14 protein-coding genes are annotated in these 13,597 nt (G+C 45.5%); all 14 read right to left on the reverse strand.

What is annotated here, in order from left to right:
* Positions 1 to 166: 166 nt before the first annotated feature.
* Entirely contained in the window at positions 167 to 526 is a 360-nt protein-coding gene (gene aroH, locus RTR76_RS10900) for a chorismate mutase (RefSeq protein WP_312520505.1), read from the reverse strand.
* A gap of 71 nt (positions 527 to 597) precedes the next feature.
* Positions 598 to 903, reverse strand: a complete 306-nt coding sequence (locus RTR76_RS10905) for a hypothetical protein (RefSeq protein ID WP_312520507.1) — start codon at positions 901 to 903, stop codon at positions 598 to 600.
* A gap of 79 nt (positions 904 to 982) precedes the next feature.
* Positions 983 to 1,477 carry a HyaD/HybD family hydrogenase maturation endopeptidase gene (locus RTR76_RS10910; protein ID WP_312520510.1) on the reverse strand — a complete coding sequence of 165 codons (495 nt, stop codon included), beginning with the start codon at positions 1,475 to 1,477 and terminating at the stop codon, positions 983 to 985.
* Positions 1,478 to 1,514: 37 nt separating this feature from the next.
* The gene (gene nrfD / locus RTR76_RS10915) at positions 1,515 to 2,666 is read right to left on the reverse strand and encodes an NrfD/PsrC family molybdoenzyme membrane anchor subunit (RefSeq protein WP_312520512.1); all 1,152 of its coding nucleotides are present in this window, start codon (positions 2,664 to 2,666) and stop codon (positions 1,515 to 1,517) included.
* Between the two features lie 11 nt (positions 2,667 to 2,677).
* Positions 2,678 to 3,505, reverse strand: coding sequence for a 4Fe-4S dicluster domain-containing protein (locus tag RTR76_RS10920; RefSeq protein WP_312520515.1), 828 nt, complete (start codon positions 3,503 to 3,505; stop codon positions 2,678 to 2,680).
* Positions 3,498 to 5,081, reverse strand: a complete 1,584-nt coding sequence (locus tag RTR76_RS10925; RefSeq protein ID WP_312520518.1) for a [FeFe] hydrogenase, group A — start codon at positions 5,079 to 5,081, stop codon at positions 3,498 to 3,500. The genes RTR76_RS10920 and RTR76_RS10925 overlap by 8 nt, the downstream gene beginning before the upstream one ends.
* Before the next feature lie 363 nt (positions 5,082 to 5,444).
* Positions 5,445 to 6,737: an ammonia-forming cytochrome c nitrite reductase subunit c552 gene (locus RTR76_RS10930; protein WP_312520521.1), complete on the reverse strand. Its 1,293-nt coding sequence runs from the start codon at positions 6,735 to 6,737 to the stop codon at positions 5,445 to 5,447.
* Positions 6,730 to 7,203, reverse strand: coding sequence for a NapC/NirT family cytochrome c (locus RTR76_RS10935; RefSeq protein ID WP_312520524.1), 474 nt, complete (start codon positions 7,201 to 7,203; stop codon positions 6,730 to 6,732). The genes RTR76_RS10930 and RTR76_RS10935 overlap by 8 nt, the downstream gene beginning before the upstream one ends.
* Positions 7,204 to 7,273: 70 nt before the next feature.
* Entirely contained in the window at positions 7,274 to 8,080 is an 807-nt protein-coding gene (ccsB, locus tag RTR76_RS10940) for a c-type cytochrome biogenesis protein CcsB (protein WP_312520527.1), read from the reverse strand.
* A complete protein-coding gene (locus RTR76_RS10945; protein ID WP_312520530.1) occupies positions 8,074 to 9,345 on the reverse strand; it encodes a cytochrome c biogenesis protein ResB in 1,272 nt (423 codons plus the stop codon). The genes ccsB and RTR76_RS10945 overlap by 7 nt, the downstream gene beginning before the upstream one ends.
* Positions 9,335 to 10,318, reverse strand: a complete 984-nt coding sequence (gene nirJ2, locus RTR76_RS10950; RefSeq protein WP_312520533.1) for a putative heme d1 biosynthesis radical SAM protein NirJ2 — start codon at positions 10,316 to 10,318, stop codon at positions 9,335 to 9,337. Before nirJ2 ends, RTR76_RS10945 begins: the two co-directional genes overlap by 11 nt.
* Positions 10,319 to 10,339: 21 nt before the next feature.
* Complete coding sequence (ccsA, locus tag RTR76_RS10955; protein WP_312520535.1) at positions 10,340 to 12,547, reverse strand: cytochrome c biogenesis protein CcsA; 2,208 nt, start codon at positions 12,545 to 12,547, stop codon at positions 10,340 to 10,342.
* Positions 12,547 to 12,927: a cytochrome c maturation protein CcmE gene (locus RTR76_RS10960; RefSeq protein ID WP_312520537.1), complete on the reverse strand. Its 381-nt coding sequence runs from the start codon at positions 12,925 to 12,927 to the stop codon at positions 12,547 to 12,549. Before RTR76_RS10960 ends, ccsA begins: the two co-directional genes overlap by 1 nt.
* Positions 12,924 to 13,595, reverse strand: a complete 672-nt coding sequence (locus RTR76_RS10965; RefSeq protein ID WP_312520540.1) for a cytochrome c biogenesis protein — start codon at positions 13,593 to 13,595, stop codon at positions 12,924 to 12,926. Before RTR76_RS10965 ends, RTR76_RS10960 begins: the two co-directional genes overlap by 4 nt.
* Positions 13,596 to 13,597: the final 2 nt, after the last annotated feature.

The following is a 13,597-nucleotide window of genomic DNA, read 5'->3' on the forward strand; positions in this document are numbered from 1 at the left end:
ACTTACAGCTCCTTTCATGCTTATTCGCATTGCATGGTTCAGCCATAGTTCACTAGCAATAAGCATGAATATGACATTTATATTATATGGAAAAACAGGCAGCAAATGCCTCATAAAAAACGGCTCAAGCGTAAGCCTATGCCCACACTCCAGCCGGTTTTTCTGCCTATTTTACCAGATCGGGACGCAATACCTGAGCACCATGAAGATAAATATGATGAATATCCGTTTGGGGCTTATTCGTATTTAACAAAATCAAGACACGTATGCACATTACCGGGCCATTATCGGCGTCCATCTCCTGAGCACCGAATAACGGAACCTCACTCCAGCCAATTTCCCTGGCTGCAGCAGCCGGGAAAGCAGCCGTAATATCAGGAGTGGCACTAAATATAGCAGCACCAATATCTTCTAGCTGTATATTATTTTCTTCCACCAACTTAGTTAATAGCTCAGAGGTTCTCTTTACAATGCTGGAACGTTCATTATTTTCAACCGTAGTAGCTCCCCGTATTCCTCGCAGCAAGTTAACACCTTCTCTTATTGGAATATGTTAGTATTCGCCGCTCAGTAAAATAAATCCTACCAGACTATGCACTATAGTTTATTACAGCGGCAGGAATCGCAGGTATGGCACTTCCACCAGCCACAAACAGGGCAAACTTTATTTTTTTCATTTAGTTCTACGTATTTTCCTTCTTCAAGGTCTTTCCAGCAAAAGACGCTGCCATGTGCTTTATATAGAGTAACCGACTGAGCATCAATCCATAGTTGTTGTCCAAAAACAGTAATTAAAAGCTCATTATGCCGTGTCTTTTCATTGAAGCGGCATTGCTCTACAGGAAACTGTTCAACTTGTTTCGCAAACGAAATTCTGGTATATAAATTCCGTATATTCATCATCCCCACCTCCGTTAAAAGCTATGAGTGCAACTGGAAATTTATGAAAAAACAAATCACTGCTAAGCAGTGATTTGTTTTTTTAAGCTTCTTCCTTTTGTACTGCCGCTACTTGCCACTCGGCCAGTTGGGCAATAATTTTATTTTCAATCGTTGCAAGCTGCTCTGCTATCAGAGGTGTCAGCTCTAAACCTAATTCTAACGATTGAGGCTGTACCCCTAAAACAACAATATTCTCTATTGGCTTTTCGAGAACGTCCAGAACCGCTAGTACATCCTGTATTCCCAGTTCGTGCATAGAAACCTTATCTTTAAAGTAGGCTTTTACCTGATCATTTCTAAAATCATACTGCGTACCCGGTACTTGATTACCGGAAATAGCGTCAACTAGAATCAATTTCTCTGTTCCCGCTAGAAAACGCATTAATTCCATTCCAAGCGTACCGCCATCCAGGAGTTGTACATCACTGCTGAAGGTAAAGCGCTGACCTAGTCTTTCAATTACCCTGACGCCAAAGCCCTCATCTTGCAATAAAATATTGCCGATCCCTAATACGGTTATTTTTGCGTTTTGCATTTCGTACTCCCATGCCAGCTTAACATTTGCCTTTTATTCAAGAGCTCTGTGAAACATCACTATGCTCTCCCTCATGTCCGAGAATGCGGAAATTCTCCGCAATTAAACAATACAAGAGACATCCAATAGAGGTAAAACCAATACTGGTAATAAACTCCCATATGCTCGGGAAATAAGAAGTTGCTGCCTGACCGGCAAGTCCAACCAAAGATACATCAACCCGATTTAAAATTACGCCCAAACTCACCAAAAGCCCGTAAATAAACAGTCCTTTGTGTGTTTTGGTATATTTCGAGAAGATCAGGAGGAACGGAATGATAATTCCTACGATCATTTCCAATAGGAATAGATTCCCTTCGAGGTTCCCTGCCATTAGTAAACCAAGCATATCACGATTCGCCAGGTCCCACATTTTGAGTACAAAGTACACAGCCATCATTGCTCCACCAATTTGCCCCAGTCCCCGCAAAACCGGTACAGGTACGGTATGCTGAAAGGCTCTCCCGGCAAAGACTGATTCGACGCAGATCATCGCCGGACCTACAAAGAAGGACGACAGGAAGAAAAAAGCCGGCAATAGCGGCGACCACCACAGTGGATACAATTTGTTTACGGCAATCAGATATAGGCCGCCAAGGGAAGATTGGTGCAGCGTCGGAAAGATAATTCCCGTTACCATTAGTACAGGCATGATTTTGACAAAGAAGGTATGCCATTTGATTCCGATCCGCTCTGTGACGACTTCACCGAATTCCAGCAGCTGGATCGTGGTGTAACAAGATATACAAATAAAAACTTCAAAAAGAACCGATGAATAGCCCCATGATACGTAGGGCCTCCAGAAGTTGAACCATTGTCCGATATCCACTAAAAGACCGGCTAACACAAGCAAGTAGCCGATTAATGAAGTGAGCATCGCACTTCTGGATATGGCAAGATACTGGTCTTTGTGCAATACATGGACGATAAGCGCGGTGAAATAACCACCGCCTGCCAGAGCGACTCCAATGAGGACATCAAAGGTAATCCACAGACCCCAGGGCCAATCATCGTTTAGATTGGTGACGATGCCAAATCCGGTAATAAAGCGCACCAGGATAACACCGAGGCCAAGCGCCGCGAGGAGCATCATGACTAGACGGACCGGGGTGAGTGTAAATTGGAATCCTAATAATCGGTATGTTTTCATGCTCATTCCCCCTATTTCCCCAGCGTTTGGTTATGTTTATCGGTGTCGGTGCTTTGTTTTGCTGTGTTCTCTGATTTCGTACCGCTATTTTCTTTTCTGCGTTTTGTGTACAGGTAGAGGCCGGAGAGGATCGCTCCCCACCCAATGGCGATGTAGGGGGTATATTTCAGAAAGCCTCCATGTGTATATTCAGGCAGCGCTTTAGTAGTAAGTCCCGTTTTAAAGCCCAGCTCAGCAAAGGGTACATCCGATATATAAAGCCAGGAGGTGCCTCCCACTTCTTTTTCACCGTATATGCTTTGTATGTAGCTGCGGTTCGCTGCTATTGTAGTTTTTGCTTCTTCGAGAAGAGTTTGCCTGTCACCGAATTTCATGACGCCGGTAGGACAGACAGAAACGCACGCGGGAGCTTCTCCCTGATCAATTTTGCCGGAGCACATCTGGCATTTTGTGACAAGAGGTAAGGCTTTCTCCCACTGGTATTTGGGAATGTTGAAGGGGCAGGCTACCATGCAGTACCGGCACCCGACGCAGAGATGCGGGTAATAGATGACCGGCCCGTCCGGTGTTTTCTGGAGGGCTTTAGAAAAGCAAGCCGATGCACATGCCGGATGCTCACAGTGCAGACATTGTTCTTTAACAAACCGCCAGGCGCTCTGAGAGCCAGCGACCACTTCACAACGTTTGACAGTAGTCCAATTTTCACTGGTGAGTTTAGGCTGGTCCCCAGTGGCAGGCCGCTTTTCATCAAACTTAGTTTCATTCCATAATTTACAGGCAACTGTACAGCTGCCACAGCCGATGCATTTTGTCAGGTCGATTAGAACCCCTTTAGCCATTTCTTTCGCCTCCTGCCGGCCGTTTCACCAGTCTCTTTTTGGCGGTAAGATTTCCGCTCCGGTCAGTATAATGGGTGTGCAGCAATTGCTCGGCTTTTTCACTCATGGGATGCTCCAGGTAGCTTTGGTAAACTTGCCGGATTTCTTCGTTTTTATAGCTAAGACGTTTTTTGTAGACACTGCTGTCTAACTTGTAAAGGCTGGCAATGCGAGCCTGCCGGATTTCATCAGAGGGCGGAAGGGATGTACGCGGCTGTCCGCCTCCACCGATACAGCCACCGGGACAGGACATGAATTCGATAAACTGCCAGCGCGTTTTCCCTGCCCTGATTTCATCAAGGATCAGACGGGCATTTTTTAAACCATGACAAACAGCAACTTGGAGCTCGCCCACCCCGGGTATAGTGACTGAGGCTTCCTTAACACCGGCAAGCCCCCGGACAGGAGTCAGGGTTAGAAGAGTTTCGGGCGGATCTTGTTTAGTAACAAGGTAATAGGCACTGCGAACAGCCGCCTCCATCACGCCTCCCGTTACACCGAAGATAACTCCCGCTCCTGTACTTTCTCCCATCAGCCGGTCATAAGGAGCATCGGTAAGGGTGTTTAAATCAATGCCTCGCTTCTTCATGAGTCGTGCCAGTTCCCGGGTTGTCAGAACAATATCTACATCTCTGATTTCAGGCTTCCCGTGCAGCACACCTGCTGCATTCATTTCGGGCCTCGCACATTCAAATTTTTTAGCTGTACAAGGCATGATGGCAACAGAAATGATTTTAGCCGGATCAATTCCTTTTTCTCTGGCATAGTAGGTTTTTACCAGGGCGCCTAACATTTGCTGCGGAGATTTAGCGGTTGACAGGTTGCCAATAAGATCTGGATAGTAGTATTCACAGAATTTGACCCAGCCCGGACTGCAGGAGGTAAATTGCGGCAGCGGATGGCCGGCCATTCCCTCTATTCGTTTTATGAGCTCGGTCCCTTCTTCCATAATGGTAAGATCGGCACTGTAGTTCGTGTCAAAAACGGTATCAAAGCCGAGCTTTTTTAGCGCAGCTACTTGTTTGCCTTCAACTAGACTGCCCGGTGCCAGGCCGAATTCTTCACCTAAAGCAACGCGGGTTGCCGGAGCAGTTTGGACTACAACATGCAAATTTTTGTTTTCCAAGGCTTTTACGACTTTATCGATATCATCCCGCTCAGTAATAGCAGCGGTAGGACACCACAGGCTGCATTGTCCGCAGTCAACGCAGGTAATGTCTTTTTTTATTGGCAATTCATAGTATCCGTAGACGGACTGTACCTTTTCACAGGCTTCCAGACACTGGCCGCAAAGGATGCATTTGCGGTCGTCCCTCATGATGGAAGGACTATCCGGATCGATCGGTATACGACCTTTTACTTGCACCGGCCAGCTGCCGGCAACCTGATACTGTTTTGGCATCCAGCCTTTACCACCAGCCGGATCACTGCTGCAGCCTGCTATACTGGCAGCAACACCTACTACACTGCTGCCTCCCAGCAGTTTCAGGAAGTTTCTTCTACCTATTGATTTCCCTTTATCAGGTCCCGTTATCATTTCGTCCTCCTTTGAAACATGACTGAGATTTCAGGTGTTATGAGCTACATTATAAACTAACAGCCGCCTAAAATGCTACAATATTTAGATATAACAGAATATTTTACCTATTATATTTTTTAATATAAATATTTTGAATTACCTCTTTTTTATGCCACTTAATTGTTATTCCTCCTATAATACATTCCCGACTGCCCTTACTTTAGCGTACATTAAAAATATTGCAAAAAGCTTACAGACAAGTTACAAATATCTTGCATTTTACATGACAAAATTAAGATAGTTTGTAAAAAAGATCTCAGGCAAAATGCCTGAGATCTTCATCCGCTTCTGCAGCCTGCTCGCAACAAGCCAGCAGACTCTTTACAATGTATCAATCGCGGCAGCTTTATTAGCAGCCTCAATTGCTTTATGAGCAAATTCATTAGCCTGCCCGCAAGTAGTAATAACTTGGTCGGGATTATGGAAGCCCATACTGCTTTCAGCAGCAACAATATCCCAATACCATTGAGCCTTGCGCACCAATTCGCGAGCTTCAGCCAGCTTCATCTGATCAACCTCTGCCGCTTCATTGGCTTTCTTAATTGCTTCATGCGCTTTGGCAACATTTAACCCTGCCATATGCTGCATTTCAAAGGCCTGGTCCTGAATCGTCTTAATGCGCTCACTCATCCAAGCTTTACCTTGGTTATGGCACTGACCGCAGGACTCTTCCAAGTGCTTTTGAGGACTTGTCATCCAGTGTGAACTATATTTCTGTCCATCTTTCCGCATATATGGCATATGGCAATCTGCGCAGCTTACACCAGATTTCCCATGGGTTCCTGTAATGTAGGTCTCATAGTCGGGATGTTGGGCCTTAAGCATTTGTACTTTTGAATCAGGGTGTTCCCAATCTCCCTGGAAATTGTTCGGTTTATCCGCATAGTAAGCATACATTTCAGCAGGCTTAAAGCCTTTATCCCAGGGAAAAACGACCTGGAAGGAGCCTGGTACGAAATAATACTCAACATGACATTGAGCGCATACATAATTACGCATATCCTCCCGGCTAGCCTTACTGACATCAATGCCACGACGCTCCATTGCTTCATTAAATGCAGGGTTAATCACCCGTAAATTCATTGTCGCAGGATCATGACACTGTGCACAGGAAATCGAGCCATGTTCTTTTTTGGCATAATCAATGATTTCGCTCAAAGGCTTACTGGCATATCCCCAGCCGTACTCTTTCACCATTTTTTCCAGATAAGGAGTTTTGCAAGTGATGCAGGCCCCTTTACTGGCAGGGCCAATTCGCTTGGTTTCCATCAAATCTGCCATGGTATACACATGCCCGCGATCTTCGGTATAGTCCTTACTAAAAGGCATTCCTTTAAAGTTAACCAGAATTTCAGGCTGCATTTCTGATTTTTGAACCTTAATGCTGCCGCCGTAACCCGTAGGCGAAGGTGCCATTTCAGCATTTTTTAGAAAACTTTGATACTGAAGCGGATAATACTGGCCCCATACCGCCGAGTCATATTCTCCTGCCGGAATCATCGCAACTTTGGCGGTAGATACGGGCTTGACAACACCGATTCGGACAACAATAAACCCAAAAAAGACTAACAGCACACTCAGCAAAGCCAGTAAAGATTTCTGTGTCTTACTCAAACTTTATCCCTCCTTTGCTCATGTTGCGCCCGTGGACCAAACCACGATGACACTTGGCACAATCCTGCCCCGCTGCTGCCATTTGTGTTTTCTCTAAGCTTGATTCATGACAGCGGGCGCAATTTTGTGCAAGATAAGTCTTTCCTTGGGTTGTTACCTTGATTGTTGCCGGATAATCTCTCAGCACTTCGTGATAAACGTCATTAATACCGGTCTGGGCTTTGGCGACTAATTTTACCGCCAAATTCTTATTAGGCAAATGGCATTCGGTACACGCTATTTGTTTGTGGTTAGAATCCTTCCAGGTACTAAAAGCCTGATCCATAGAGTGGCAAGTTCCACAGAATTCAGGGCTTTCAGCATAAGCGTAACCGGCTCCCATCGCCATCATTCCTGCCACCGCAATGACTAAACCTAGTAAAACCAGTTTTAAGGCATGGCGATTGAATAGTTGACCAGTATCCAACTAATCTCCTCCTCTCTCTCTTTATTGGGCATAACTATGCAGTCCCGGCAGGAGGACTTGACCCCGTCATTTATTGGGCGTAACTATGCAGCCCCGGCAAAAAGACATTTACTCCAATAAAGGTAAACAATACGGCTAAAAAGCCAACCACAGCCAGCCCCATGGAACGGTGGACCGTCCAGTTTTTTATCATCCGGCCATGCAAATAAATGCTATAAATAATCCAGGTAATAAGTGACCAGGTTTCTTTCGGATCCCAACGCCAATAGGAACCCCAGGCATATTCCGCCCAAACAGCGCCTGTAACAATAAGCAATGTTAGAAATGGCATAGCAAAAAGAATGATCTTATCAACCCATAAAGCAATTTTAAGCCTTATCCTTTCCTGATTGGCTATTTCACCAAATTTACTGTACCAAAAATATAACAGTGCCATGCCAAAGGATAAGGCCAGAGCACCATAAGCAATTACCGCTGTAATCACATGAGCCATTAGCCAATTGCTTTTTAGGGCAGGAATTAAAGGTTTAGCCTCTTGATAGAAAGCTAGAAACGCACCTGCCAGTACGAAAGCCAGCGAAAGCATAGCGGCCCCCAAAGCTGGTATCTGCTGCCGCCAATCAATGAAAAACCAAAATACAACAAGCAGCCAAACCATCGCTATGCCAAATTCGTACATAGAAGCAAAGGGAAGATGGCCGGCAGAGATCGTCCGGGCGATGAGTGCCATAGTGTTGGCAATAAGCCCAATACCGGCAAGCAATTTACCGGCAACTGCTAAACCGCGATGATACCAGACCAACTTTACGATAAAAAATACCGCAGCAAAAAAATAAAAACAAAAGGCACTAAAAAACAAGGTGCGTTCCGCTAACATTTAGAGCTCGCCCCCTTCATCAGGCGTTCTTCTAATTCAATTAAAAACGCTTCACTTTTACCGCCGTTTAACCTCGATACGGCAGCATGAATGACACTGCCTTTAGGCGTCATAGAAATGCGTATCAGCACTTGCCGATACCGGATAGACATACTTAGAAAAAAAGCAATCGACAATAGTAAAAATCCAGCAAGAACAAGTGGAACGCCCGGATCACGCTTCACATCCAATGTAGAAAATGGTCTTATTTGCGCAAACTCCATCCACGTATCAGAGCCATTAAGGCGCATCTTCTGTCCAAAATCTGCCACCCCCCAGTCAATCGCTTCATTCTGCTGGTAAAAGGCATACAAAACTTTTGGATTATTAGGCTGCAGACTTAAAGAAACTGCCGGTTGATGGGGATTAAAATCAGGAATATATTTTATCATTTGCAGTGTAATTTCTTTTTCGGCATCGACTACAAGCTTACCGTCATCATTCAGCCAACTGGCGACAGCTACCGTGCCGTCGGGCTTGTGAATTCTGGCAAGTACCTGATAGCCATAATCCATTTGATACATAGTAATCCCCTGAAATTGGAGAGGGTGATTAATTCGAATCGATTGCTTCAGCTGTTCACTTCCTGCTGAAACACTTACCTCACTGAGATATTCGGATACATTTCCATCCGGGTAATAGTCGATAGTAAAATCATGGAGTGTAAGCTCAGCTTGCCTTTCACCGTTTTTTTCTAACGGCACCAGCACAGTTTCTGCTTTGCCCACCACAATAGACTGGGTAAACCCGAATACGCTGCCAATCACAGCTCCTGCGGCAATGATTACGATAGCCAGATGTACTCCTGCTGCCCCCCACCGGCCGGTTAAGCCCTTATCTGCATGAATGATAGTCTGGTCACCGTCCTGAACTGTTTTAATGCGATAACGCTGCTTGACAAAAAGCTGTTCAACCTCTGCCGGCGTTATGTGGTATTGCCATTTACCGTATTGCCAGTTAGCCGCTGGACTGCATGTAGGCGCTCGCCGGCTTATTGTCCAAAGTACTTTGATTTGCCGAAAACTGCAGAAGGCAATATTTAGACAAAATAGGGCAAGTAAAACACGGAACCAAGCGGAGTAAAATACCTCAGCCTGAGGAAACACCAATGTTGCAATCAGCGCAATACACGCAATGAGTACCATCAAAGCAAGTCCGGCATTCATGGAAGACAGGTTATACAGATTTCTCAGACTTCCACCGGCAGGCTGAGATTTAACGTCCATACGCGCACCAAGGCTCCTCTGCCATATAGTCGCCATCCGCATAATAATAAGCCCTGGCCCGACAGCCACCGCAAACTTGATCATACCCGCAGTTTGCACAGCCGCCTTTTAAAGGTTGGTTGCGCAACTCGTTAAACAGCGTACTTTGCTGCCAAATATCATCAAAATCCATTTTGCGCACATTGCCCACAGCAATAGGTAAATAAGGACAAGGTTGTACGTCCCCATTCGGCAAGATGACACAGTAAGAGGTGCCGGCAAGGCAGCCTTTGGTAAAACGCGTTTTCATGCCCCGTTGCGTAGCTATACGCATAAATTGAGGTGCACAAGTCGGTTTCAACTCGATAGGTACTTGTGACTGTTTATCTAAAATATGTTCCAACAAGGCTTCATATTGTGCTGTTTTTAGGCTGGTATCTTCAATATCCTTACCTCTGCCGGTAGGAACAAGAAAAAAGATATGATGAGCAATTGCTCCCAGTTTTACAGCCCTGTCGGTAATTTCCGTTATTTCTTGCTCATTATAACTGGTTACCGTAGTATGAATTTGAAAGGGCAGCCCCGCTTCACGGCAAGACTCAATACCGCTAAGAGTCTGTTCCCAGGCACCGGAACAGCCCCGGAAATGGTCATGTGTCGACTGATCCAAACTGTCAATACTGATACCGGCCACAGCCAGACCTGCCGCTTTGAGATTGACCGCCGCCTCTTTTGTAATTAAGGTACCGTTAGTTCCGATTACAGGCCGCATACCGCAGCTTTTGGCATGGCTGATCAATTCATAAATATCAGGGCGAAGCAGCGGCTCACCGCCGCTAAGAATCATAATTTTAAATCCTGCCCGGGCTATTTGAGTCAAAAGATTTTTGCCCTCTTGGGTATTTAATTCGTCCGAGCGTTTTGTGCCTGCGTCGCGATAGCAGTGAATGCAATTAATGTTACATGCTTGTGTCGTATTCCAGGATATAATCATAAGTTCATACTCCTTCTAGCTTTATTTGCGTATAGCAGCACGCTTGCTTGAATGTTTTATAGGTCCAGCTACAGTAGATTCAGGTATATGAAGACGTTTCCAGCCTGCCCATAATGTACTGAAGGTAATGAGAGCTGTTCCCAGCCAAAGCAGATTAACCAGCGGTTTATCACTTACTTCAACATCGATTTGCTCGTTCTGCACAGTTGTTGTTGTGTTTCGCACTCTTATGCTAATGGCGCCTTCATTGGGGTTCACTCCGTTGAGAGTGACTTCATAATGATCCAGAATCTGGACTGGTATACCCATTCCACGACCATTTTTGAACAGCATTTCTGCATTGACCGCTTCCATTTTTCCATCCTTCGCTGCTTCCAGTGCCGCCTGTATACGGATTTCTTCATTGCTTACTTTACCGCCAAGCATGGAAATTTGTAATAGTTTGAGCTGAAGTCCGTCCTGAACGGTCTGCTCGCCTTTACGGATAATAGCTTCTTTACCGCCATTCCCTTCTCTTTTCAGTACTGGTGCAATATAGAGGTCAGCTGCAATAGTCCGGTAAATAGCCGGTTCACGAGCAGCAGGATTACCCTCTTTATTTAATTTTGTTATCGCATTCAGAACAGCATCATCTTCAATAGAAAATTTTTGATAAAAGCCATCTTCCCCAATCGCTGCCGCTTTGCCAAGATAAGTAACTTTCTGCCCGAATAAGCGCTGACTCTGCCCCGGTTCAAAACTCACCAGCTGAGAATGACTAGCTGCCGAAGATACCATAATTCCAATTAATGCAAGGGCTACTCCAACATGGGTAATTCCTGCTGGCCAGGTAATATAGCTTTTTACTGCAGCGGTTATATTGCTAACTAGGCTTGAAAAGCAAAAAGCAATTACCAACGCGATGAGCGGATTCCAAATGCCATAGCTGGTAGCAAAAACGAGACCGGCAACTGCTGCGGCAATTCCCCCTCCATAGACAAACCAGTTTGTTTTCTGATTTGTCTTTTTTAGCACTGGGCCAATTGTCAGCAACAATGCCATCGCTGCTGCCAGCGGCAGTGTAGTGGCATTATAGAAGCTGGTATTCACATTTTGCGGATTGCCCACTAATGCTGTGAATATCGGCGTTGACATGCCAATAAATACCAGGATCGCTAAGACTGCGAGGACGAGACCTGTACAAGCCAGTATAAATTCCCTGCTTTTTATTGTGGGATATAGTTCTCCCTGCGGCAGCTCCTGCCATTTAAGAACAAGAACAACGGTTGCTGTCAGTGCACTTACTAGCACAAAACCTGCTAATAAACCACCTATCCCTTCGTCGGCAAAGGAGTGGGTAGAAAAATCGCTTAACATGCCGCTGCGTGTTAAAAACGTTCCATACAGCACGAGTATAAAACTGGCCAGACTAGCGACATATGCAGATTTGACGCCTGCTGGCCGTATGCGGGCCAACAATAACAAATGCACCAGGGCTCCTGCCGCCAGCCATGGAACAAGCGATGAATTTTCAACCGGATCCCAAGCCCAGTATCCACCCCAGCCCAGCACTTTATAAGCCCAAAAACCGCCTATAAAAATACCAGCTCCAAGGGAAGACCAGGAAAACAAGGCCCAAGCAAGTGCAGGCTTTACCCAATATTCATTCCCTCCCGTGATTAATCCGTCCATTGCATATGCAAAAGGAACAGCCAAACCGGCGTAACCTAAAAAAACAATAGGCGGATGAATAACCATCCATGGATCTTGCAAGAGAGGGTTGAGTCCATTCCCATCCATTTGCGGCTCACTCAGCATCATAAAAGGACTTTTTGCTAAAAGAATAATAAGCAGCAACCCCTGCAAGACACTATAAACTGCCATACATGCCGGCGATTTGTTACTGTGGCGGAGCAGCAGCAATCCAAAGCCAGCATGAAACAGCAGCCACAGCATGAAAGATCCTTCCTGACCCGCCCAGAAAGCAGATACCTTATAAGGGAGAGCTAACTCCATGGACGAATAACTATATACATAAGCAAACTGAAATTGATCGCTGAGGATAATAAAAAGCAAGTACGCTGCAGCTGTGCCGATAAATCCGGTGGAAATGATGTACCAGATGCGGCCATTGTGCTGACCGGCTGTCCTGCCCTGCCGCGTAACGGTTGCCAGATAATGATTACAGTAATAAAAGGCAGTAATTCCTGTTGCAATAAGTGCTAAAAAGACAGCGCCAAATCCGATCATTATCTTTTCACACTCCCTTGTGTGCTTTGGTATTTAGACGGACATTTTACAAGCAGTTTTTCCGCCATAAACAGACCATCCCGGTATTTGCCAATCGCCACTATACTCGCAGCATCTTCCAGTCCGTCAGGCTTACTGCCTCGATAAGCAACCAAAGCCTCTATACCCGTTTCATCACGCAATACAAACTGCAGCAGCCGGCCGCCTTCGGCAGTCATTATCTGTTCTGTTGCCAATATACCACGTACCTGAACAGTACCGGCGATTGATTGAGCCTGTGCAAAATTAACGTAAGGTGTAAGTGAATTCTGAAAAGTAAAGGCGCTAAAAACCACAAATGTAACAATCACTGCAATGCCAATTACATGGCGGTGTTTCACAACTGCCTCAACTCCTTTTTGTATTGGGCTGCACACTGTTCCTGCTCTTGCTTTTTGCGCTGTACCATCCATGTCAGCAATCTGGCAAATAATGCCGTGCAAGCTGCTAATGCGGCAATCAGAACATACAGCATGCTGTTATCCATCTCAATTTTACCTGCTGCATTTAAAACCGGTTCGGGATGCAGTGAAAAATAAAACCGGGGTACAATAAATACTAAAAAGGGTACGGTTATACTGGAAAGCAATGCATACACAGCTGCAAGCTTAGCCCGCTGCTCTTGCTCTTCAATAGACGCTCGTAAGGCCAAGTAAGCTCCATAAATTAAGAGTAATATAAAAACAGTGGTTTGCCTGGGATCCCAATTCCAATAAGCTCCCCAGGTAAGTTTGGCAAAAACCGCGCCACTGACGGTGGCTGACAGGCAAAAGAGCAATCCTAAACATGCAGAAGCAGCTCCCCACCAATCATATATGATGTTGCTGGTACGCAAATACTGAACGGCGCACCCTGCTGAAAGGAAGAAAGCAATGACGGACACCCACGCCACTGGAATATGGAAGAAAGCGATACGAACCAGATACCCCAAGCCTTCTGCGGGCGGTACGATATAAAAAACAGCATAGAGAACCGCCGCCATTAACAGCGCTATAGCTCCATTCAGCATAA

The sequence above is a fragment of the Anaerospora sp. genome (genome assembly GCF_032013335.1).
GTDB lineage: Bacteria > Bacillota > Negativicutes > Sporomusales > DSM-15969 > Anaerospora.

What these genes read in the sequence shown, in the direction of transcription:
- RTR76_RS10910 (WP_312520510.1), bottom strand. Translation starts at nt 1,477, where the DNA reads ATGCAAAACGCAAAAATAACCGTATTAGGGATCGGCAATATTTTATTG.
- RTR76_RS10965 (WP_312520540.1), bottom strand. Translation starts at nt 13,595, where the DNA reads ATGCTGAATGGAGCTATAGCGCTGTTAATGGCGGCGGTTCTCTATGCT.
- RTR76_RS10925 (WP_312520518.1), bottom strand. Translation starts at nt 5,081, where the DNA reads ATGATAACGGGACCTGATAAAGGGAAATCAATAGGTAGAAGAAACTTC.
- RTR76_RS10920 (WP_312520515.1), bottom strand. Translation starts at nt 3,505, where the DNA reads ATGGCTAAAGGGGTTCTAATCGACCTGACAAAATGCATCGGCTGTGGC.
- nrfD (WP_312520512.1), bottom strand. Translation starts at nt 2,666, where the DNA reads ATGAAAACATACCGATTATTAGGATTCCAATTTACACTCACCCCGGTC.
- RTR76_RS10905 (WP_312520507.1), bottom strand. Translation starts at nt 903, where the DNA reads ATGATGAATATACGGAATTTATATACCAGAATTTCGTTTGCGAAACAA.
- RTR76_RS10945 (WP_312520530.1), bottom strand. Translation starts at nt 9,345, where the DNA reads ATGGACGTTAAATCTCAGCCTGCCGGTGGAAGTCTGAGAAATCTGTAT.
- ccsA (WP_312520535.1), bottom strand. Translation starts at nt 12,547, where the DNA reads ATGATCGGATTTGGCGCTGTCTTTTTAGCACTTATTGCAACAGGAATT.
- nirJ2 (WP_312520533.1), bottom strand. Translation starts at nt 10,318, where the DNA reads ATGATTATATCCTGGAATACGACACAAGCATGTAACATTAATTGCATT.
- ccsB (WP_312520527.1), bottom strand. Translation starts at nt 8,080, where the DNA reads ATGTTAGCGGAACGCACCTTGTTTTTTAGTGCCTTTTGTTTTTATTTT.